Below are 19841 nucleotides of genomic sequence, written 5' to 3'. Positions count from 1 at the left end.
TCGCCCGCCCGTCCGTGAACGCCCTGGTCCCGTCTCAGCCGCGCCCCCGGGCCCGCCGCGAGACCGCCGCGCGCAGTACCCGCTGGCCCTCGGCCGAGGCGTCCATCACCTGACGCAGCCCGGCCCCCGTGGGGGCGCCGTCCCCGATCTCCGCCAGCATCTCCAGGATCCGGACCTGGCGGGCGGCCTCCCCGGACAGCAGGGGGCCCGCACCCTCCGCACCCCCGGCCCGGCAGCGCTCCACCAGCTCCGGGCCGTCGGCGCGTACGGCGTCCTGGCCGAGGTGGACGTCGAGGGCCAGCACCGAGCAGGCGTCGGCCCAGGTGCGCAGTTCCTCGCCCGCCCGGTCCGCGGGCGCCTCGCCCAGCAGCTTCCGGATCCGCCGGCCGGTCTCCCCGGTGTCCGGCAGGGCGTCCAGCGCCGCGCACGCCTCTGCCAGCCGGTCCGGCCACGCCTGCCGGTCGGCGCAGCCGGCCCACAGCGGGCGCAGCGGATCCGGATCGGCCCCCTCGGCGGGCTGTGGCAGGCACCGGTCGAGGCAGGCGGCCCCGCTGGCGGCGAGCCCCCGCGCGTCGGCGGCGGCGATCAGTTCGAGCAGGCTCATCGGCGTCTCCCGTCGGCCCTCCCCGTGCCCGGGCGCATGGGGACGCAGCGCTTGGTCTTATGGCATACAGCGCCGAATGGCCGAAAACCGTCACTGCTGTCGTCTGATTACCGCCGCTGCCGTCGCTGATGCCATCTGAATTACCGCCGCTGCCGTCGTCTGGTTGCCGTCATTGCCGCCGTCTGACTACCGCCGCCGCATTCCGGCCGGTGCCCGGCCCCGCGTGCGCGAGGGCACCCGGAGCCGGTGTCCGGTGTCCACTGTTCAGTGCGCCCGGCGCCACTCGGCCCGCTCCGCCGGGAGCGGCGCGTTGTCGGAACGGGGACCCAGCGCCGCCCGCTCCCCCTGCATCGCGGTCAGCCGGCGGACGAACAGGATCGCGAGCACCGCGGCCACGATGTCCAGCGCGTCGGAGGCGATGACCAGGGCGAGCCCGTCCATGACCTCGTCCGCCTCCTCCGCCTTGTCGTAGAGCTGCCCGGCGGACCGGGAGAGAAGCTGTGTGCAGATCAACGCCGCCCACCAGGCGTACAGCAGGCCCCTCGGGGCGGGAGCCGTCCGGCCGCCCGGGGAACTCGCGGTCCAGACGCCGCTCGCGACGCGGCACGGCAGCCAGAGGTTGCCGAACGGGACGAACCAGCCGCCGACCGCCCAGCCGGGCCGCATCGTGTGGGCGCGCGCGTCGAACACCTCAGCGTTGAGCCGCACCCGGCGGAACCAGATGAGGAAGACGATTCCGGTGGCGAGCAGGATCAGCAGCTGAAAGGCTCCGGCGGACTGGTACAGCGTGTCGGCGTGGTTGATGACCTCCTCGTCATAGGACTCGAAGTCATCGGCCATCGCCTCGCCGAACGCCTGGCGGGCGTTGAAGCCGGAGGCCACCGCCAGCACATCCGCCACGGCCGCCACACCGAGCAGCACACACACCGCCTTGGCGAGCCCGACCGGTGACCGCAGGGGCTGCAGCCCCTGCGGCATCGCCATCAGTCCGCCGGGCTGCGCGCGGCGGAATCCGGCGCACACCGTGCACCGCCCGTCGGCGGTGCCGGCCGGTCTGGTACCGCAGTTCGAGCACAGCATGAAGTGGAACCCCCCAGGATTCGGACGTCGACGCATTGGAGCGCGCGTCCCTCCCCGGACCACGCGGCTAGCGGAAGGTAGCGCTTGCGCGTTCCGCTGTCCACGGGGAAACCGCAGTTCAGCCCCGGTCGATGTCCGTCGCCAGCGCCCGGAATCCGTCCCAGCTCAGCTCCGGTTCGCCCGGGTCCCACAGTTTCTGCGCCGTCGCCCGCAGCGGCATCCGGATGCCCTGCGCCACCTGCGCCGCGGTCTGGGCGTTCGGCAGATCGCCCCAGACGGCGAACCGGCCGCCGAGGATCTGCCCGGAGTAGCGCGCCGGGACCGGGGTGGTGCCGCGCATGACGAGCGGGGTCCACTGTTCGTAGATGCGCTTGCCGGTGGGGTAGACGAAGGCGTTGGGCTGGCCGAGCACGTAGTAGAGGAACTCGTCGTTGAGGTTCAGCATCCTGAACCCCTCGCGCAGGTACTGCTCCGGCGGCCGGGCTCCGTACTCCTTGCCCGTCCAGTACTCGATCTCGATGTCCTTGTCGGCCCGGACGGTGCTGTCCCGGAAGAGTCCGTCGTTCCACGCCTTGGGCTTCATGCCGTGCGGGCGGACCACCGCAGCGCGGTCGTTGAGCCAGCCGGTGGCGAGGTCCTCGATGCCGGCCTGCGCCCCGTACTTCGCCACGGCGGCGCGCTGCAACTGGGGATACGAGGCGGCGGGGTCCCGCGCCATCAGCGCGAGGTACTCGTCGGCGCCGAGGTGCCAGTACGCGCCGCCGAACAGCTCGGTGTACTCGCCGAGGAGCTCGTCGACGAGCTTGGCCGCGCCGGGCTTGGAGATGTCGAGCGAACCGGACGAGGCCACGCCCGACACGTTGTGCAGCTGGAGGTCCGGGTGGGCGCGCAGGACCGCGCCGAGGTGGCCGGGGGAGTCGATCTCCGGGACGACCTCGATGTGCAGCCGTCCGGCCAGGGCGACGATGTGCCGCACCTCCGCCTTGGTCAGGTGCTCGGGCGAGACCACCTCGGGGTGGGTGTCGGACTCGATGCGGAAGGCCTGGTCGTCGGAGAAGTGCAGGCCGAGCTGGTTGAGCTTGAGGTCGGCCATCTCGCGCAGCCGGTCCTCGATCCAGCCGGCGGTGTAGTGCTTGCGCGCGATGTCGAGGTTGAGCCCGCGCTGCGGCCGGTCGGGCCGGTCGCGCACCTCACCCTCGGGCATGGAGCCGTCGGCGCGCACGGACTGCTTGAGGGTGCGGGTCCCGTAGAAGACGCCCGCCTCACCGGGCCCGCTGATCGTGACGCGCCCGTCGCGGGTCCGCAGCGTGTACGACTCGGGCCCGCCCGCGGCCTTCGGGGTCAGGGCCAGCTCCACATCGCCCGCACGGGCCGGCACCTCGCCCCGGTAACCGATCCTCAGCTCACCGGCGAGCAGCCGCCCCTCGTCGGCGAGACTCCCGCTGCCGTCACCGATCACCACCCCGCTGCCGCGGCCGGGCCTCCAGCCGGGGCCGCGGGCCGGGGTGTGCTCGCGTACGGCGGGAATGGTGCGGGGCGTCTTCGAGAGCGGGTAGCTCCGGGTCGGGGAGGGCGAGGGCGAGGGTGCCGCGGAGGACGGTGGACGGGACTTCTCGGCCGCGTCCCGGCGTCCGGTGTCCGAGCCCTCGGGCCAGACGACGACGGCAAGGGTCACCGCGGCCGCCGCCGTGAGGGCCGCTCCGGCCACGAGGGCACCGCGTGAGGGCGACATCAGTCAGAAACCTCCGGTTCTAGTGGGAAACAGAGCAGAAGTATGGAGATAGCCGGGCATTCTCCATGCGCATTCGTCCATCACTCATCGCAAAACTCTCCCGTCCGGGTGAAATTCGCGCATCCGTCGGACGGCCGTTGCCCGGCCTCGCTACCTTTGAGGCACATTCGTCTCTCCCTTCACCCTGCATCCGCCTGGCCTCTCCGATCCCGCTCCACTCCAGGTTCACAGATGCCGTTGATTCGAGGAGCCCACGCTGTCCAGGTCCAGCGAGTCCCACGCCGGCCTTCCGGAGCAACCGCACCCGCCCGTCCACCGGACCGCCGTGCCGGTGCAGAGCTGCGGCCCCGCGCCCGGCCGGGCCGCCCCGCGCGGCTGGGACCTGCGGCGTTTCAACGCCGCGCCCGCCGCCGATGCCGAGGCCGCGCTGCTGGAGTGCCTCGGCAGCCACCGCTGGGCGCAGCGGCTGGCCGCCCACCGCCCCTACCCGGACACCGGCGCCCTGATCGCCGCGGCCGACGAGGCGGGCTACGACCTCTCCCCCACCGACCGCGCCGAGGCGCTCTCCGCCGAGGTCTCCCCCGGGCTCCGCCCGGACGCGCCGCGCTCCGCCCATCTCGCGCTGGCCGCCGCGCACGCCGCGTACGAGAGCCGGTTCGGCCATGTGTTCGTGATCTGTCTGGACGACTTCCTGCCCGCCGAGCACCCCGACCAGGTGCTGGCCGGTATCCGGGCCCGGCTGGCGCACGATCCCGACCAGGAGCGGGTGGTGACGGCGGACGAGATGCGGCGACTCGCCCGGGGCCGCATCATCGAGCTGGTATCGAGTCAGTAACGGGTTGGCGGCGGGCCCCGATGGGCGGAATCCCCCGCAACAGGCGGGTGGACAGGCCCGTTGGCGTCTGTCCATAGCCCGTCCGTGCCTGATTCATTGCCACTTTGATCACACCAGAGGCCCCGGCGCGATCGAACCGACAATCCGTCGCTACGATGGCCGGGGCCGGTGGACCGTACCCGGCCGGGTCAGACCGACAGTCAAGCCGGCCGACCCCAATCCCCGCTCCCGGAGGGTTCTTCCGTGCCGGCTGGAACGCTGTACCGCGGCCGGGAAGGCATGTGGTCCTGGGTGGCTCATCGAGTCACCGGTGTCCTCATTTTCTTCTTCCTGTTCGTACATGTCCTGGACACCGCACTCGTCCGCGTCTCCCCCGAGGCATACGACGACGTCGTGGCCACGTACAAGACGCCGATCGTCGCGCTCCTCGAATACGGCCTGGTGGCCGCGATTCTCTTCCACGCGCTGAACGGTCTGCGCATCGTCGCCGTGGACTTCTGGGCCAAGGGCCCGCGCGTTCAGAAGCAGATGCTCTGGGCCGTGCTGGGCATCTGGATCGTGCTGATGGTCGGGGCCCTGTACCCCGTCCTCGGTCACGCCGTACGCGAAGTCTTCGGGAGCTGAGGCACATGTCCACCGAAACTTCCGCGATCGGCGCCGTCGAAGGCGCCGCTCTGTACGACGTCGACAATCCGGCGCCCGTGATCGAGCCGCCGCGCAAGCGGACCGGCAAGACCCCCAAGGGTTCGCGCACCAACTTCGAGATGTACGCCTGGCTCTTCATGCGCCTGTCGGGCATCGTGCTGGTCGTCCTGGTCCTGGGCCACCTGCTGATCCAGCTGGTGCTGGACGGCGGTGTCTCCAAGATCGGCTTCGCCTTCGTGGCGGGCCGCTGGGCCTCGCCGTTCTGGCAGGTCTGGGACCTGGCGATGCTGTGGCTCGCCATGCTGCACGGCGCCAACGGTCTGCGTACGGTCATCAACGACTACGCCGAACGGGACAACACCCGCTTCTGGCTGAAGATGCTGCTGTACACCGCCACGGTGTTCACCGTCCTGCTGGGCACGCTGGTGATCTTCACCTTCGACCCGAACATCCGCTAGGCGCCGGGCCCGAAGACCAGAGGTAAACCATGCAGATCCACACGTACGACACCGTCATCGTCGGCGCCGGCGGCGCCGGCATGCGCGCGGCCATCGAGTCGACCAAGCGCAGCCGCACCGCCGTGCTGACCAAGCTCTACCCCACCCGCTCCCACACGGGCGCGGCGCAGGGCGGCATGGCCGCCGCGCTCGCCAACGTGGAGGAGGACAACTGGGAGTGGCACACCTTCGACACGATCAAGGGCGGCGACTACCTGGTCGACCAGGACGCCGCCGAGATCCTGGCGAAGGAGGCCATCGACGCCGTTCTCGACCTGGAGAAGATGGGCCTGCCGTTCGGCCGGACGCCCGAGGGCAAGATCGACCAGCGCCGCTTCGGCGGTCACTCCCGCAACCACGGTGAGGCCCCGGTCCGTCGCGCCTGCTACTCGGGCGACCGCACCGGCCACATGATCCTCCAGACGCTGTACCAGAACTGCGTCAAGGAGGGCGTGGAGTTCTTCAACGAGTTCTACGTCCTGGACCAGCTGGTCGTCGAGGAGGACGGCGTCAAGAAGTCCGCCGGCGTCGTCGCCTACGAGCTGGCCACCGGCGAGATCCACGTCTTCCGGGCGAAGTCGGTCATCTATGCCTCGGGCGGCACCGGCAAGTTCTTCAAGGTGACGTCGAACGCGCACACCCTGACCGGTGACGGCCAGGCCGCCTGCTACCGCCGGGGTCTGCCGCTGGAGGACATGGAGTTCTTCCAGTTCCACCCGACCGGCATCTGGCGCATGGGCATCCTGCTGACGGAGGGCGCCCGCGGTGAGGGCGGCATCCTCCGCAACAAGGACGGCGAGCGTTTCATGGAGAAGTACGCGCCCGTCATGAAGGACCTCGCGTCCCGTGACGTCGTGTCCCGCTCCATCTACACCGAGATCCGTGAGGGCCGCGGCTGCGGCCCCGAGGGCGACCACGTCTACCTGGACCTGACGCACCTGCCGCCGGAGCAGCTGGACGCCAAGCTCCCGGACATCACGGAGTTCGCGCGTACGTACCTCGGCATCGAGCCCTACACGGACCCGATCCCGATCCAGCCGACCGCGCACTACGCCATGGGCGGCATCCCGACCAACGTCGAGGGCGAGGTGCTGGCCGACAACACCACCGTCGTCCCGGGCCTGTACGCCGCCGGCGAGGTCGCCTGCGTGTCGGTGCACGGCGCCAACCGCCTCGGCACCAACTCGCTGCTCGACATCAATGTCTTCGGACGCCGGTCGGGCATCGCCGCCGCCGAGTACGCCGCGAAGAACGACCTCGTCGAGCTTCCCGAGAACCCGGCGCAGATGGTCATCGACCAGGTCGAGCGGCTGCGCGACTCCACGGGCACGGAGCGCGTCGCCGTGATCCGGCTGGAGCTGCAGGAGTGCATGGACGCCAACGTGATGGTGTTCCGCACCGAGCAGACGATCAAGACCGCGGTCGACAAGATCGCGGAGCTGCGCGAGCGCTACCTCAACGTGTCCATCCAGGACAAGGGCAAGCGGTTCAACACGGACCTGCTGGAGGCCATCGAGCTGGGCAACCTGCTCGACCTGGCCGAGGTCATGGCGACGTCGGCGCTGGCCCGCAAGGAGTCCCGCGGCGGTCACTACCGCGAGGACTACCCGAACCGCGACGACGTCAACTTCATGCGCCACACCATGGCGTACCGCGAGGTCGCCGACGACGGCACCGAGTCGATCCGGCTGGACTACAAGCCGGTCGTCCAGACCCGCTACCAGCCGATGGAGCGTAAGTACTGATGGCTACCCCCACCCTGGACAAGGCCGACAAGGCTCCCGAGCCCGAGGCCGGCTTCGCCGACTCGCCGTACATCACGGCGACCTTCCGTATCCGGCGGTTCAACCCCGAGGTCTCCGACGAGGCCCAGTGGCAGGACTTCCAGATCGAGATCGACCCGAAGGAGCGTGTGCTCGACGCCCTTCACAAGATCAAGTGGGACCAGGACGGAACCCTGACGTTCCGCCGCTCCTGCGCGCACGGCATCTGCGGTTCGGACGCCATGCGGATCAACGGCAAGAACAGGCTCGCCTGCAAGACGCTGATCAAGGACCTGAGCCCGGAGAAGCCGATCACGATCGAGGCCATCAAGGGCCTCACGGTCCTCAAGGACCTCGTGGTCGACATGGACCCGTTCTTCCAGGCCTACCGCGACGTCATGCCCTTCCTCATCACCAAGGGGAACGAGCCGACCCGCGAGCGTCTGCAGTCCCCCGAGGACCGCGAGCGCTTCGACGACACCACCAAGTGCATCCTCTGCGCCGCGTGCACGTCCTCGTGCCCGGTGTTCTGGAACGACGGCCAGTACTTCGGCCCGGCGGCGATCGTCAACGCGCACCGCTTCATCTTCGACTCGCGCGACGAGGGCGGCGAGCAGCGCCTGGAGATCCTCAACGACCGTGACGGTGTGTGGCGTTGCCGCACCACCTTCAACTGCACGGACGCCTGCCCGCGTGGCATCGAGGTCACCAAGGCGATCCAGGAGGTCAAGCGCGCGCTGATCACGCGTCGCTTCTGATCCCCCGGGCATCGCCCGAGCACTCCGGAGGCCCCGCCTCCCGCAGACACACTGCGGGAGGCGGGGCCTCCTGCCGTACGGCGGATTCCTCAGTCCCAGGCCGCGCCGCCCTTGTGCTCCGCGAACACCATGATGCGCCGCAGCATGTCGTTGAGCAGCGCGCGTTCGTCCTGGGGCAGGACGCCCAGCAGGCGCTCCTCCTCGTGCCCGAGGACCTCCATCGCACCCAGCCAGGTCTTGCGCCCCTCGTCGGTCAGCTCCACATCGACGCGGCGCCGGTCGGTGGTGGAGGGTGTGCGACGGGCGAATCCCCGGCGCTCCAGCGCGTCCAGCCGGCCGGTGACGGAGGCGGGTGCGAGGTCGAGGTCGGCGGCGAGTTCGGAGGGGGCCGCCTTGCCGCCCCGGCCGGCGAGCTTGTGCAGGGTGTCGAACTCCTGGCGGTCCAGGTCGAAGTCGACCAGGGACTGCTCGCGCACCCGGCGCAGATGGACGGAGAGCTTGTTCATCCGCGTCACCGCGCCCTCGACATCGGGATCGAGTTCGGGAAGCACCGGCTTCCACCGCTCCACGTGTCCGTCGGTCCAGTCGCGTTGCTGCATGGGCCACAGCCTACGCCGGGCCCCCGCATGCTTCGGGAAGCTCATATTTCGTTGACGAATAGTTCGACGGCGAAATAGATTCCCGCCCATGCCTCACCCCTTACACACGCGTTCCTTCCGCCTGCTCTACGTCGGACGCAGCCTCTCGCTGCTCGGTGACGCCGCGATTCCCGCCGCGCTCACCGTCGCCGTCTATCTGACCACCGGCTCGACCGGGGCGCTGGCCCTGGTACTCGCCTGCGCGATGGTGCCCAAACTGCTCCTGCTGCCGCTCGGCGGTGTGATCGGCGACCGCTTCAACGCCCGTACGGTGGCGCTGACCACGGATCTCGTACGGTGCGTCACCCAGCTCTTCGTCGGCGCGGAGCTGCTCTCCGGCGCCCCGGCCCTCTGGCAGATCGCCGTGGCCGAGGCCATCGGCGGCGCCGCCGGGGCCTTCGCGATGCCGACCTCCTCCCCGCTGATCCGCGGCACCGTGGCCGAGTCCGGACTGCTGCGCGCCAACTCCCTGATGGCGGTGACCGCCAGCGCGACCCGGATCGGCGGCCCGGCCGTCGCCGGGGCGCTGGTCCTCACCGCGGGGCCGGGCTGGGCCTTCGTGCTGGACGGGGCGAGCTTCGCGGTGAGCGCCGCGCTGCTGGCCGCGATCGAGGTCCGGCACGTCCCCATCCCGCGGCGTTCACTGACCGCCGACCTCAAGGAGGGCTGGAGCGAGGTCCGCAGCCGTGACTGGTACTGGACGAGCCTGATCGCCCACGCCGCCTGGAACGGGGCGGCGGCCGTCCTGATGACGCTCGGCCCGGCGCTCTTCCTGGGCGACCTGGGCGGCAAGGGCGTCTGGGTCGCCTTCCTCCAGACCGGTGCCGTCGGCCTGCTGCTCGGCTCCCTGGTGGCCGGCCGCTCCCGCCCGCGCCGCCCGGTCCTGATGGCCAATATGGGCGGCGCGCTCTACGCGCTGCCCCTCTGCCTGCTGGCCGCACACGCCCCCGTCGCCGTGTCCATCGCCGCGTACGGGATCGCCCTGGCCGGACTCGGCTTCCTCAACCCCGTCTGGGAGACCGCCGTCCAGTCCTCCATCCCCGCCCACGTACTGGCCCGCGTGACCTCGTACGACTGGCTGCTCTCCCTGGCTGCGATGCCACTGGGTTACGCCCTGGCTCCGCTCGCCGCTTCCGCCTGGGGCGCCGAAGTCCCGCTCGCAGCAGCCGGATTGATGGCCGGAGCGGCCTGCCTGGCCACTGCGGCCGTGCCGGGCGTACGGCATTTCAAGGCACCCTCCGACACCGTGACGCGGACCACGGGAGTCCCGGCTTGAACATGTTCAAAGGCAGGTCTACAGTCCATGACAACAGCATTTGAACGCGTTCAAGGGAGGGTGGGGCATGGACCTCACTGTTGTCGCGTACGTCATCTATCTGCTCATCAGCGTGGCGCTCACCATCTGGGTGGCCCGCACGCTCAGCCGCAACGGCAAGGTCTTCCTCGCCGATGTGCTGCACGGGAACGAGAAGCTCGCCGATGCGGTCAACCACCTGCTGGTGGTGGGCTTCTACCTGGTCAACCTGGGGTTCGTGACGCTCTATCTGAAGAACTCCGACGGTGTCGCCGACGCCCGCGAGCTCTTCGAGGCGCTGTCGGTCAAGGTCGGCGTCGTCCTGCTCGTCCTCGGGGTCATGCACCTGAGCAACGTCTACGTGCTCAACAAGATCCGCCGCCGGGGCCTGATGGAGCGCGAGCAGACCCCGCCCGTGGCGCCGCAGGGCTGGGCGGGCCCGGGTCAGGGACCGTGGGCCGCCCCCGCTCCCCGGGCGTGAGGGCCCGTCATGGCGGAGCGCACGTATGGAGGATGGCCGCCCGTCGAACGGCTCACCGTGCTCTACGACGCACAGTGCTCGCTCTGCGTCCATCTGCGCCAGTGGCTGATGAACCAGCGTCAGCTGGTCCCGCTCGACCTCGTCCCGGCGGACTCCGAGGAGGCGCACCGCCGCTTCCCGGGCCTCGACCACTCCGGGACGCTGGAGGAGATCACGGTGATCGGTGACCGGGGGCAGATCTACCGCTCCACCTCCGCGTGGATCGTCTGCCTCTGGGCACTGGCCGAGCACCGCCCCAGGGCCCACTGGCTGACCACCCCGGCGGGCCGGCCGTTCGCCCGTGCGACCGTCCTCGCCGCCGCCAAGTACCGCTCGCTGACCGCCGCGCCCTGCCGGGCGGACGGGGGCGGCGGGAGCGGGGACGGCGCGTGCCGGGTGCGGGGGCCGGGGCCGGAGACGTAGCCGTCCCGGATACCCTCGGGACCGTGGTGAAGGAAGAGAAGGACGTGAAGGAAGTCAAGGCTCCCAAGAGCGAGCAGACCCGCACACTCATCCTCGAAACCGCGCTCCGGCTGTTCCAGGAGCGCGGCTACGACAAGACGACGATGCGGGCCATCGCCCAGGAGGCGGGTGTCTCCGTAGGGAACGCGTACTACTACTTCTCGTCCAAGGAACACCTCGTCCAGGGCTTCTACGACCGGATCGCCGCCGAGCACGAGGCGGCGGTCCAGCCGGTCCTGGACGGCGACAAGGACCTCACGGTACGCATCCGCGGGGTCCTGCTCGGCTGGCTGGACGTATCCGAGCAGTACCACCGCTTCGCCGCGCAGTTCTTCAAGAACGCCGCCGATCCGGAGAGCCCGCTCAGCCCGTTCTCGCAGGACTCGGTCGCGGCCCGCGAGGCGGCGATCTCCATCCATGAGCGCTGCCTGTCCGGCTCCGGCACCAAGACCGACCCCGAACTGGCCGAACTGCTGCCGCAGCTGATGTGGCTGATGCAGATGGGCCTGGTGCTGTTCTGGGTGTACGACCGCACGGACAACGCCGAGCGCACCCGCCGGCTGGTCGAGCGCACCGCCCCGATCGCCGCACGGGCCATCGCCCTGTCCCGCTTCCGGGTGCTGCGGCCGCTCGTGCGCCAGGTCCACGAGGTGCTGGAGGAGTTCCTGCCCGGGGCCGCCGCACGGGCCGGCGACAAGTAGCGCCCGGAAACGGCCGGGCGGCCGCCCCGGGATTCCGGGACGGCCGCTCGGTGACGACGCTGTGCGGTGACGAAGCTCCGACGTGAAGCTCCGCGGTGACGGTCAGATCCAGCCCAGTTCCCACAGCCGCCAGATGCCGGTGCCGTCGGAGAGGTACTGCGAACCGGAGACGTCGGCCTTGGCGACCACGTAGTCCTTCTTCTGCCACAGCGGCACCAGCGGCACATCCTCGCCGACCAGCTTCTGGAGCGCCTTGAAGTCGGCCGAGGTGCGGCTGCGGTCGCTGTACTGCAGCGTGTTGCTGATCAGCTGGTCCATCTTCTTGCTGGTGTAGCCGTTGTGAAGGCTGGAGTCGCGGCCGACGAGCGGCTGGCTGAAGGTGTCGGGGTCCGGATAGTCGGGGAGCCAGCCGATCGTGTACGCGTCGTACTTGCCGGCGGCGTAGCCCTTCTGGAACGCCTGCCACTCCACGGCCTTCACATTGACCTTGAACAGGCCGTCCGCCTCCAGCTGGCGGCGGATCTCCGTGGTCTCCTTCGTGTACGCGTCGTCGGCGCGGTAGGCGAAGGTGATGTGCAGCGGCAGCTGTACGCCGGCCTCCTCCATCAGCTTCCTGGCCCGCTTCGGGTCCGGCGAGGGGTACTCGTCGAAGAACGGGGTGCTGTGCCCGATGTAGCCCTGCGGGATCAGCGAGTAGAGCGGGTCGACGGTGCCCTTGTAGACGTCGGACACCAGCGGACCGCGGTCGATGATCGACGCGATGGCCTGGCGGACCTTGCGGTTGGCGAGCGGGGACCCGTCACGGACGTTGAAGACGAGGTTGCGGATCTCGGCACTGTCCGCCTCCGTGATGCGCTTGTCGGCGTCACCGGGGTTCAGCTCGGCGAGCGTCGACGGCGGGAGCTGACGGTGCGTGACATCGACCTGGCCGGACTGCCAGGCCGCCAGGAGATCGTCCGACTGCTTGTAGTAGCGCACGGTGACCGGACCGCCGGTCTCCTTCAGCGCACCCCGGTACCTCGAGTTCGGCACCAGCTGGGCGCTGACGCCCGGCTTGTACGACTTCAGTACGTACGGCCCGGAGCCGCTGACCTTGTTGTCGGCCCGCAGCTTGTGCTCCGAGTAGGCGTTCTTCTCGACGATCGATCCCGCTCCGGTGGCGAGCTTCTGCGGGAAGGTCGCGTCACGCGAGGAGAGGTTGAAGGTGATGACCCGGCCCTCGGTCACCACGTTCTTCAGGCTGGGGAACAGGACGGAAGGACCGACGTCCGTCTTGATCTCGAGCATCCGGTCGAAGGAGTACTTGACGTCCTCGGCGGTGATCTCGGTGCCGTCGGAGAACGTCAGGTCGTCACGGAGCTTGCACTGGTACGTCTGAAGCTTCCCGCCCAGGAACCCACAGCTCTCGGCGGCGTCCGGCTCGGGGACGATCGCCCCGGACTTGAACGTCATGAGGGACTGGTAGACGTTGCTGTACATCGCCCAGGAACCGGCGTCGTACGCGCCCGCCGGGTCGAGCGAGGTCACTTCGTCGGTCGTGCCGACCGTGACCGGATCGGTGCTCCCCTCGTCCGAGGGAAGCAACTGCCAGGCGCCGACGCCTGCGATGACCAAAACCGCGAGAATCGCGAGAATCCGTATCCGGATCGACCGCATTGCCGTGCTCTCCCTTACCAGCCCCACCTCGGCGTCGCGCTCAGATACGCAGATCACCGCACGTTCGCGCTCACCCAATCACACGATTTTCACATCCGGAAGAGGAAATCAGAGGCCTATGGCCTTTTGTTCGTTAGTTGAAACCTTGGGTCGATACGTCGAATACAGAGGGTTCACAACCGGTCACCCGATCGGTGATTCCGGAGGTGTTCGCCCGCGATTTACGCCTGCCGGGACGCGAGTTCGACGACGGTGATGTCGGAGGGGGCGCCGACGCGCACGGGCGGGCCCCAGGCGCCCGCGCCGCGCGTGACGTACAACTGGGTGTCGCCGTAGCGCTCGAGCCCGGCGGACGTGGGATTGGACAGCTCCGAGATGTAGTTGCCGGGCCAGAGCTGGCCGTCGTGGGTGTGCCCGGAGAGCTGGAGGTCCACGCCGTGCTCGACGGCCTCGTCGATGACGACGGGCTGGTGGGCCATGAGGACGGCCGCGCGGGCAGGGTCCCGGCCGCCGAGGGCGCGGCCGAAATCGGGGCCCTGCCCTTCGCTCTCGCCCGCGATGTCATTCACTCCGGCCAGATCGAATCCGTCGATCTCGACCCGGGCGTTCTCCAGCGGGTGCAGCCCCAATTCCCGTACGTGATCAACCCATTGGGCCGCACCCGAGTAGTACTCGTGATTGCCGGTGACAAAGAACGCACCGTGCCGGGAGCGGAGCCGGGCAAGCGGTTCGGCGGCCGGGCCGAGATCGGCGACCGATCCGTCGACCAGATCGCCGACGACCGCGATCAGGTCGGGCCGGGTCCGGTTGACCGTGTCGACGATCCGCTGGGTGTGGGCCCGGCCCAGAACCGGGCCCAGGTGGATATCGCTGACGACCGCGATCCGGAAGCCGTGGGCGGAACGGGGCAGCCGGGCGAGCGGAACGGTGACCCGCTTGACCCGCGGGCCGCGCAGCACCCCGTAGGTGCCGTAGCCGACCGTACCGAACCCGGCGACGGCGGCGGCGCCCCCGACGGCCCGGGAGACGAACAGCCGGCGTGACGGGGTGTCGGCCGGGGAGGCGGGAGGCGCTGCGGCCGGCGGGGCGGTCACGGGCGTGACGGTCCTGGTGGCCGACGCGGGCGCTCCGGCGGTGGCGGGCGTCGCGGTGTCTCCCGGCGCCGCCGCGTCCTGTGCGCCCGGTGCGTCCGGTGCGCCTGGTGCGCCTGGTGCGCCTGGTGCGCCCGGTGCGTCCGCGGCCCGGCGGGCGAGCAGTCGTCGCAGCAGCGGGCGCAGCGCCTCGCCGGCCAGCAGGGCGAGCGTCAGATAGAGCAGCGCGGCCAGCCAGAGATAGCCCGGCCAGGCCAGCACCTGCTGGAGCCAGAAGGGTGCGCCCGCACGGCCGGAGACCAGGGCGCCGACGCTCAGCAGCGGCAGGACGTACGCCGCCACGGTGCCGGCTCTGCGCAGGGGGCTGCCCGCCGCCGTCGTGTCACCGACGAAGCGGCGCCACACATAGCGGTGCACCAGCACGAGCAGCGCGAGCACCACGGCCGCCACCAGAGCGAATCCCACGACCGCCATGCGCACCCCCTATTCCGAATGTCCGCTTTTGTCGCGCATAAGGATCCGGCCGAAAGGTGACGCCCTACGCGCCTTGGCTGCGCAGGGCCCTGATGCCACGGAACCCGATCACGCCCACCGCCGTCCCCAGGAGAAAGGACGTGATGGCGAGCAGCAGATGCACCCAGAAGTACGCAGTCGGATCGCCCGCGTCATCGAAGGCGAGACCACTGCCGTCTTTCCATAGGTTTTTTACGAAAGTGACCCAAATGACCCAGCTCCACACCCCGAAAGCGAGCAGGAACCAGGAGACGGGGCGGCTGAGCTTCATGGATTCAGTATCTCCGCCACGCTCCGGCCGGTTCGCCCGGGGTGGGCTGTCCCGGCGGTACGTGCGGCGGGTCATAGCGCCGGTATCCATATTCAGATCAACTGCATGTACGTTTTCGACCGTGTCAGCTCTCAAGAAGACCGCGCTCACGGTCACCTCTGCCGCTTTGCTGTCCGCTTTCCTCGTCACCCCTGCTTCGGCGGTCGGCCGGGACGACGCCGACGACGAGCCGAAGCCGCCCGCCGCCATGTCGCAGGTCGGTGGCGAACAGCTCGGCCGGACCGGCACCCAGGTCAACCTCGGCGCGGGCGCCCCGGTGCTGCCCAAGGACCTGACGGGCAGATCGTGGATGGTCTCGGACGCGGAGACGGGCGATGTGCTCGCCTCGCACAATCCGCACTGGCGGCTGCCTCCGGCCTCCACGCTGAAGATGCTCTTCGCGGACACCGTGATGCAGGACCCGGCGCTCCAGCCGAAGACCCGGGAGTACACGGTCAAGGACGAGGACCTCGCCGATCTCGGCGAGGGCAGCAGCCTGGTCGGCGTCAAGGAGGACCTCAGCTACACGGTGCACGACCTGTGGCTCGGGGTCTTCCTGCGTTCCGGCAACGACGCGGTGCACGTGCTGGCCGCGATGTACGGGGGCGTCCCCAAGACCGTCGACGCCATGCGGGCGCACGCGGAGGAGTTGCAGGCGCTCGACACGCACGTGGTCTCGCCCGACGGTTACGACGCGCCCAAGCAGGTCTCCAGCGCGTACGACCTCACGCTGTTCGCCCGCAGCGGGCTCCAGAAGGCGGACTTCCGGGAGTACTGCGCGACCGCCACGGCCCAGTTCCCCGGCGAGCAGAAGAAGGGCGAGGAGCGCGAGAGCTTCGGCATCCAGAACACCAACCGGCTGCTCACCGGGGCCGACGGCGTCACCGCGTACAAGGGCATCGCGGGCGTCAAGAACGGCTACACGACGCACGCCGGCAACACCTTCACCGGTGTCGCCGAGCGCAACGGCAAGGTGCTGCTCGTCACCGTCATGAACCCGTCCTCCAACGAGACGCACGCCGTCTACAAGGAGGCGGCGAGCCTGCTCGACTGGGGCTTCGCGGCGAGCGGCAAGGTCAAGCCCGTCGGCGAACTCGTCCCCCCGAAGTCCGCCGAGACCGGGACCGGGACCGGTACGGGCAAGGGCGCCCAGGCCGACAAGCCGGCCGCGGACAAGGGCGGCCACGGGCCGGAGCGGACCACGAAGACGGCGGCCGCCGGCGGTTCCAGCGGTGTCGGGATCGCGCTGGGCATCGTCGGCGGGGTGCTGGTGCTGCTGGCCGGGGCGGGGTTCCTGGTCAACCGGCGCTGGCCGCTGCCGGACCTGGTGCGCCGCCTCCCCCGCCGCTGAGGGTGCTGCCGCCGGCCTCCTCGCCACCGGCTTCCCTGCCACCGGCCTTGCCGCCGACGGACGCGGAGTCCCGCTCCGCGTCCGTCGTGTCCTGCCCGTCCGTCGTGTCCGCTGCCTGCCCGGCCTCCGCCTTGCCGGGCGTCGCCGTCCAGGCGGCGCAGAACAGCAGCAGTTTCGCGGTGAAGTTGATCCACAGCAGCAGGGCGATCGGCACGCCGAAGGCCCCGTACATGCTCTTCGACGCGACGCCCTGCATATAGCTGCCGAGCAGCAGCTTGAGCAGTTCGAAGCCGGCCGCGCCGATCAGCGCGGCCACCACCAGCCGGCGCCGCGGCGGTTCGACGCCGGGCAGCAGGGTCAGCAGGTAGAGCAGCAGCAGGAAGTCGGCGACCACCGCCACCGCCAGGGCCGCGATGCGCAGCAGGATGCCGCCCGCGCCGCTCGAAGGGATGTCGACCAGATCGGCGAACCGGCCGACGGCCACGGAGCCGACCGAGGAGATCGCCAGGGTCACCAGGGCCGCGCCGCCGAGGCCGAACAGCACTCCGGCGTCCTTGAGTTTGCGCAGGACCGGATTGCCCTGGTCCAGATCGTCCATCTCCCAGACCGCGCGCAGACAGTCCCGCATCGAGCCGACCCAGCCGATGCCGGTGAAGAGCAGCAGCGCACCGGCGACCAGCCCGACCGTTCCCGCGTGGGCCACCAGATTGTCGATGCCGAGCTGGTCCGAGATGCCGGGCACCTGGTCGGCGACCTTCTCCTCGATCGTTTCCAGCTGCTTGTCGGAGAGCAGCGCCGCGCCGATCGCCGCTGCGACCGCGATCAGGGGGAAGAGCGCCAGGAAGCTGATGAACGTGATCGCCGCGGCGAGCCTGGCCCAGTGGACCCGCTCCAGCGTCTCGTAGCTGCGCCAGAGATGTGTCTCCATCAGCCAGGAGACGAGCGGCCCGATGACGGGGAGTTTTTTCAGCCAGTCCATGTCGTACGACTACCCTCCCCGGCACCGAAATCAGGCGTCCCGTCCGCACCGTAGAAGATGACGACTCCTCAATCACCCATTTCGGTGAGTGTTGTAACAAATCCCTCAAAAGTGTTTTCTCGGGCTATACGGTCACCCTCATGTCTGTCGACACCGTGTCCCTGACCGGCTGGGGCCGTACCGCCCCGACGACCGCGCTGCGTTTTCGCCCGCGCAGCTACGAGGAGGCCGCGGCGACGGTGCTCGGCTGCGGGCCGCGTGGCTCGATCGCCCGGGGCCTGGGCCGGGCGCATGGCGACGCGGCGCAGAACGCCGGGGGTTCCGTCCTGGACATGACGGCGCTGAACCGCATCCGCACCATCGACGCGGGCGCCGGCGTCGTGGTGTGCGACGCGGGGGTGAGCCTGCACCGGCTGGTGGAAGTGCTGCTTCCGCTCGGCTGGTTCGTGCCGGTGGCCCCCGGCAGCCGGTACATCACCGTGGGCGGCGCGATCGGTTCGGACGTCCACGGCCGCGACCACCGCACCGCGGGCTCCTTCTCCCGTTACGTCACACAGTTCGAACTCCTCACCGCCGACGGCGAGGTCCGTACGGTCCTGCCCGGCACGCCGCTCTTCGACGCGACCACGGGCGGCATGGGCCTGACCGGGGTGATCCTCTCGGCCACGCTCCGGTTGTGCCCTGTCGCGACGTCCCTGATGTCGGTCGACACCGAACGGGCCACCGGCCTCGACGACCTGATGGCCCGGATGACGACGGGCGGCCGCCGCCACCGCTACGAGTCCGCCTGGATCGATCTGACCGCCCGCGGCCGGGCGACGGGGCGTGCCGTCCTGACCCGGGGGGAGCATGCACCCCTGCACGCGCTCCCCGCGCACGCCCGGCGCACACCGTTCGACTTCGTCACCGACCGGCTGCCCGCCGCCCGCTTCCCCGTACCGGACCTCGTGCCCGCGGGGCTGCTCGGCCGGATGTCCGCGGCGGCGCTCAACGAGATCCGGTACCGCCGCGCGCCCAGGTCCCGCACCGGTGAGCTCCAGCGGATCCCCGCCTTCTTCCATCCCCTGGACGCCGTGCCGCACTGGAACCGGCTCCATGGCCGGAGCGGCTTCGTGCACTACGAGTTCGTCGTCGGACAGGGGCAGGAGGAGACGCTGCGCCGGATCGTGGGACGGATCGCCCGGCGGCGCTGCCCGTCGTTCCTCGCCACGCTCAAACGGTTCGGCGAGAGCGGCCCCGGCTGGCTGTCGTTCCCGGAACCCGGCTGGAGCCTCGCCCTCGACCTGCCGGCCGATCTGCCGGGGCTGGCCCGCTTCCTCGACGGACTGGACGAGGAAGTGGCGGCCGCGGGCGGCCGGGTCAGCCTGACCAATGACTCCCGGCTGCGCCCCGGCGCACTGGCCACGATGTACCCGCGGCTGGCCGAATTCCGGGCGCTGCGGGCCGAGCTGGACCCGAACGGGGCGTTCCGGTCGGATCTGTCGCGCCGGCTGTCGCTCTGACGGCGCGCCGGCCGCCGCCCTCCACCGACCCCCTCATCCGCCTTCTGTAAGGAGCGTTCTCGTGAAGGATGCCTTCGGTGCCCCGCAGTCCCTGCTCGTCCTCGGCGGCACATCGGAGATCGGGCTCGCCACCGCACGCCGCCTGATCGCCCACCGCACCCGCACGGTCTGGCTGGCCGGGCGCCCCTCCCCCGCCCTGGACTCGGCCGCCGCCGAGCTGCGCGGCCGGGGGGCCTATGTCCGTACGGTCGACTTCGACGCCCTGGACACCGAGAACCACGAGACCGTCCTGGGCAAGATCTTCACCGAGGGCGACATCGACATGGTGCTCCTCGCCTTCGGCATCCCCGGCGACCAGGAGCGCGACGAGGAGGAGCCGCTCTCCGCGGTCCGGGTCGCGCAGACGAACTACACGGGGGCCGTCTCCGCCGGGCTGGTGTGCGCCGGCGCGCTCCAGGCGCAGGGACACGGCTCGCTGGTGGTGCTCTCCTCGGTGGCCGGGGAACGCGCCCGGCGCGCGGACTTCATCTACGGGTCGAGCAAGGCGGGCCTGGACGCGTTCGCGCAGGGTCTCGGCGACGCGCTGCACGGCACGGGCGTACATGTGATGGTCGTCCGCCCGGGTCCCGTACAGCCGACGGCCGGGACTGCGCGGTCCGGGGCGGCCGGCGCGAGCACGTACGGCACGGCGGCGGGGGCACCGCTCGCGACGATCCCGTTCACCCGTACCCCGCTCGTGACGACGCCCGAAGCGGTCGCGGACGCGATCGTGACGGGGCTGCGCCGGCGTTCGGAGACGGTATGGGTGCCGGGGGCGCTGCGGGCGGTGATGTCGGCGCTGCGGCACGTGCCGAGGCCGCTGTTCCGGCGCCTGCCGGTCTGAGCGGCCTGTGGCGAGGCGCCCCCGCCG

General features: G+C 70.3%; 20 protein-coding genes. 12 read left to right on the top strand and 8 right to left on the bottom strand.

From position 1 onward, the window contains the following. Nucleotides 1-34 precede the first annotated feature (34 nt). The 3 genes from OG782_RS23340 to OG782_RS23330 all read right to left on the bottom strand — a co-directional run bounded on the left by OG782_RS23340 (nt 35) and on the right by OG782_RS23330 (nt 3416). Nucleotides 35-604 (bottom strand): hypothetical protein, encoded by a 570-nt coding sequence (locus OG782_RS23340; protein ID WP_406453938.1) that lies wholly within the window; start codon nt 602-604, stop codon nt 35-37. Between the two features lie 264 nt (nt 605-868). Further along, entirely contained in the window at nt 869-1684 is an 816-nt protein-coding gene (locus OG782_RS23335; RefSeq protein ID WP_406453936.1) for a DUF4328 domain-containing protein, read from the bottom strand. Nucleotides 1685-1802: 118 nt separating this feature from the next. Continuing rightward, complete coding sequence (locus tag OG782_RS23330) at nt 1803-3416, bottom strand: beta-N-acetylhexosaminidase (protein ID WP_406453934.1); 1614 nt, start codon at nt 3414-3416, stop codon at nt 1803-1805. 325 nt (nt 3417-3741) lie between these two features. On the opposite strand from OG782_RS23330, the gene OG782_RS23325 reads away from it, so the two are divergent. The 5 genes from OG782_RS23325 (at nt 3742) to OG782_RS23305 (ending at nt 7914) form a co-directional block, all read left to right on the top strand. After that, complete coding sequence (locus OG782_RS23325; protein ID WP_406453932.1) at nt 3742-4251, top strand: 2-oxo-4-hydroxy-4-carboxy-5-ureidoimidazoline decarboxylase; 510 nt, start codon at nt 3742-3744, stop codon at nt 4249-4251. Between the two features lie 243 nt (nt 4252-4494). Next, nucleotides 4495-4875 carry a succinate dehydrogenase, cytochrome b556 subunit gene (sdhC, locus tag OG782_RS23320; RefSeq protein ID WP_406453930.1) on the top strand — a complete coding sequence of 127 codons (381 nt, stop codon included), beginning with the start codon at nt 4495-4497 and terminating at the stop codon, nt 4873-4875. Nucleotides 4876-4880: 5 nt separating this feature from the next. Continuing rightward, a complete protein-coding gene (locus tag OG782_RS23315; RefSeq protein WP_406453928.1) occupies nt 4881-5354 on the top strand; it encodes a succinate dehydrogenase hydrophobic membrane anchor subunit in 474 nt (157 codons plus the stop codon). A gap of 29 nt (nt 5355-5383) precedes the next feature. Next, the gene (gene sdhA / locus OG782_RS23310; protein ID WP_406453926.1) at nt 5384-7138 is read left to right on the top strand and encodes a succinate dehydrogenase flavoprotein subunit; all 1755 of its coding nucleotides are present in this window, start codon (nt 5384-5386) and stop codon (nt 7136-7138) included. Next, on the top strand, nt 7138-7914 hold the full coding sequence (locus OG782_RS23305) for a succinate dehydrogenase iron-sulfur subunit (protein ID WP_018101096.1): 777 nt from the start codon (nt 7138-7140) through the stop codon (nt 7912-7914). Before sdhA ends, OG782_RS23305 begins: the two co-directional genes overlap by 1 nt. 89 nt (nt 7915-8003) lie before the next feature. Here the strand turns inward: OG782_RS23305 and OG782_RS23300 are convergent, their stop codons facing one another. After that, the gene (locus OG782_RS23300; protein ID WP_406453924.1) at nt 8004-8513 is read right to left on the bottom strand and encodes a MarR family winged helix-turn-helix transcriptional regulator; all 510 of its coding nucleotides are present in this window, start codon (nt 8511-8513) and stop codon (nt 8004-8006) included. Between the two features lie 88 nt (nt 8514-8601). On the opposite strand from OG782_RS23300, the gene OG782_RS23295 reads away from it, so the two are divergent. The 4 genes from OG782_RS23295 to OG782_RS23280 all read left to right on the top strand — a co-directional run bounded on the left by OG782_RS23295 (nt 8602) and on the right by OG782_RS23280 (nt 11529). After that, the gene (locus tag OG782_RS23295; RefSeq protein ID WP_406453922.1) at nt 8602-9828 is read left to right on the top strand and encodes an MFS transporter; all 1227 of its coding nucleotides are present in this window, start codon (nt 8602-8604) and stop codon (nt 9826-9828) included. A gap of 67 nt (nt 9829-9895) precedes the next feature. Then, nucleotides 9896-10327, top strand: coding sequence for a hypothetical protein (locus OG782_RS23290; RefSeq protein WP_406453920.1), 432 nt, complete (start codon nt 9896-9898; stop codon nt 10325-10327). Nucleotides 10328-10336: 9 nt separating this feature from the next. Then, on the top strand, nt 10337-10789 hold the full coding sequence (locus tag OG782_RS23285) for a thiol-disulfide oxidoreductase DCC family protein (protein ID WP_406453918.1): 453 nt from the start codon (nt 10337-10339) through the stop codon (nt 10787-10789). A gap of 23 nt (nt 10790-10812) precedes the next feature. Continuing rightward, a complete protein-coding gene (locus OG782_RS23280; protein ID WP_406453916.1) occupies nt 10813-11529 on the top strand; it encodes a TetR family transcriptional regulator in 717 nt (238 codons plus the stop codon). A gap of 102 nt (nt 11530-11631) precedes the next feature. Here the strand turns inward: OG782_RS23280 and OG782_RS23275 are convergent, their stop codons facing one another. The 3 genes from OG782_RS23275 to OG782_RS23265 form a co-directional block, all read right to left on the bottom strand. Continuing rightward, on the bottom strand, nt 11632-13185 hold the full coding sequence (locus OG782_RS23275) for an ABC transporter substrate-binding protein (protein WP_406453914.1): 1554 nt from the start codon (nt 13183-13185) through the stop codon (nt 11632-11634). 221 nt (nt 13186-13406) lie between these two features. After that, the gene (locus tag OG782_RS23270) at nt 13407-14750 is read right to left on the bottom strand and encodes a metallophosphoesterase (RefSeq protein ID WP_406453912.1); all 1344 of its coding nucleotides are present in this window, start codon (nt 14748-14750) and stop codon (nt 13407-13409) included. A 64-nt stretch (nt 14751-14814) separates the two neighbouring features. Beyond that, nucleotides 14815-15060 (bottom strand): SCO4848 family membrane protein, encoded by a 246-nt coding sequence (locus OG782_RS23265; RefSeq protein WP_406453910.1) that lies wholly within the window; start codon nt 15058-15060, stop codon nt 14815-14817. 121 nt (nt 15061-15181) lie between these two features. Between OG782_RS23265 and OG782_RS23260 the strand changes: the two genes are divergently transcribed. After that, entirely contained in the window at nt 15182-16450 is a 1269-nt protein-coding gene (locus OG782_RS23260) for a D-alanyl-D-alanine carboxypeptidase family protein (RefSeq protein ID WP_406453908.1), read from the top strand. On the opposite strand, the gene OG782_RS23255 is transcribed toward OG782_RS23260, so the two are convergent. Further along, nucleotides 16398-17429, bottom strand: a complete 1032-nt coding sequence (locus tag OG782_RS23255; protein WP_406453906.1) for a YihY/virulence factor BrkB family protein — start codon at nt 17427-17429, stop codon at nt 16398-16400. The two genes, OG782_RS23260 and OG782_RS23255, sit on opposite strands and share 53 nt — an antisense overlap. Before the next feature lie 140 nt (nt 17430-17569). On the opposite strand from OG782_RS23255, the gene OG782_RS23250 reads away from it, so the two are divergent. Beyond that, nucleotides 17570-18931 carry an FAD-binding protein gene (locus OG782_RS23250; RefSeq protein ID WP_406453904.1) on the top strand — a complete coding sequence of 454 codons (1362 nt, stop codon included), beginning with the start codon at nt 17570-17572 and terminating at the stop codon, nt 18929-18931. Between the two features lie 61 nt (nt 18932-18992). After that, the gene (locus OG782_RS23245) at nt 18993-19814 is read left to right on the top strand and encodes a decaprenylphospho-beta-D-erythro-pentofuranosid-2-ulose 2-reductase (protein ID WP_406453902.1); all 822 of its coding nucleotides are present in this window, start codon (nt 18993-18995) and stop codon (nt 19812-19814) included. Nucleotides 19815-19841: the final 27 nt, after the last annotated feature.

The organism is Streptomyces sp. NBC_00876, from assembly GCF_045207435.1.
Taxonomy (GTDB): domain Bacteria; phylum Actinomycetota; class Actinomycetes; order Streptomycetales; family Streptomycetaceae; genus Streptomyces.
Note: the sequence above shows the minus strand (reverse complement) of the source record. Positions and strands in the feature narration are given on the sequence as shown.

What these genes read in the sequence shown, in the direction of transcription:
- OG782_RS23330 (WP_406453934.1), bottom strand. Translation starts at nt 3,416, where the DNA reads ATGTCGCCCTCACGCGGTGCCCTCGTGGCCGGAGCGGCCCTCACGGCG.
- sdhA (WP_406453926.1), top strand. Translation starts at nt 5,384, where the DNA reads ATGCAGATCCACACGTACGACACCGTCATCGTCGGCGCCGGCGGCGCC.
- OG782_RS23290 (WP_406453920.1), top strand. Translation starts at nt 9,896, where the DNA reads ATGGACCTCACTGTTGTCGCGTACGTCATCTATCTGCTCATCAGCGTG.
- OG782_RS23300 (WP_406453924.1), bottom strand. Translation starts at nt 8,513, where the DNA reads ATGCAGCAACGCGACTGGACCGACGGACACGTGGAGCGGTGGAAGCCG.
- OG782_RS23285 (WP_406453918.1), top strand. Translation starts at nt 10,337, where the DNA reads ATGGCGGAGCGCACGTATGGAGGATGGCCGCCCGTCGAACGGCTCACC.
- OG782_RS23335 (WP_406453936.1), bottom strand. Translation starts at nt 1,684, where the DNA reads ATGCTGTGCTCGAACTGCGGTACCAGACCGGCCGGCACCGCCGACGGG.
- OG782_RS23270 (WP_406453912.1), bottom strand. Translation starts at nt 14,750, where the DNA reads ATGGCGGTCGTGGGATTCGCTCTGGTGGCGGCCGTGGTGCTCGCGCTG.
- OG782_RS23250 (WP_406453904.1), top strand. Translation starts at nt 17,570, where the DNA reads ATGTCTGTCGACACCGTGTCCCTGACCGGCTGGGGCCGTACCGCCCCG.
- OG782_RS23275 (WP_406453914.1), bottom strand. Translation starts at nt 13,185, where the DNA reads ATGCGGTCGATCCGGATACGGATTCTCGCGATTCTCGCGGTTTTGGTC.
- OG782_RS23340 (WP_406453938.1), bottom strand. Translation starts at nt 604, where the DNA reads ATGAGCCTGCTCGAACTGATCGCCGCCGCCGACGCGCGGGGGCTCGCC.
- OG782_RS23305 (WP_018101096.1), top strand. Translation starts at nt 7,138, where the DNA reads ATGGCTACCCCCACCCTGGACAAGGCCGACAAGGCTCCCGAGCCCGAG.
- OG782_RS23255 (WP_406453906.1), bottom strand. Translation starts at nt 17,429, where the DNA reads ATGGACTGGCTGAAAAAACTCCCCGTCATCGGGCCGCTCGTCTCCTGG.
- OG782_RS23265 (WP_406453910.1), bottom strand. Translation starts at nt 15,060, where the DNA reads ATGAAGCTCAGCCGCCCCGTCTCCTGGTTCCTGCTCGCTTTCGGGGTG.
- OG782_RS23295 (WP_406453922.1), top strand. Translation starts at nt 8,602, where the DNA reads ATGCCTCACCCCTTACACACGCGTTCCTTCCGCCTGCTCTACGTCGGA.
- OG782_RS23315 (WP_406453928.1), top strand. Translation starts at nt 4,881, where the DNA reads ATGTCCACCGAAACTTCCGCGATCGGCGCCGTCGAAGGCGCCGCTCTG.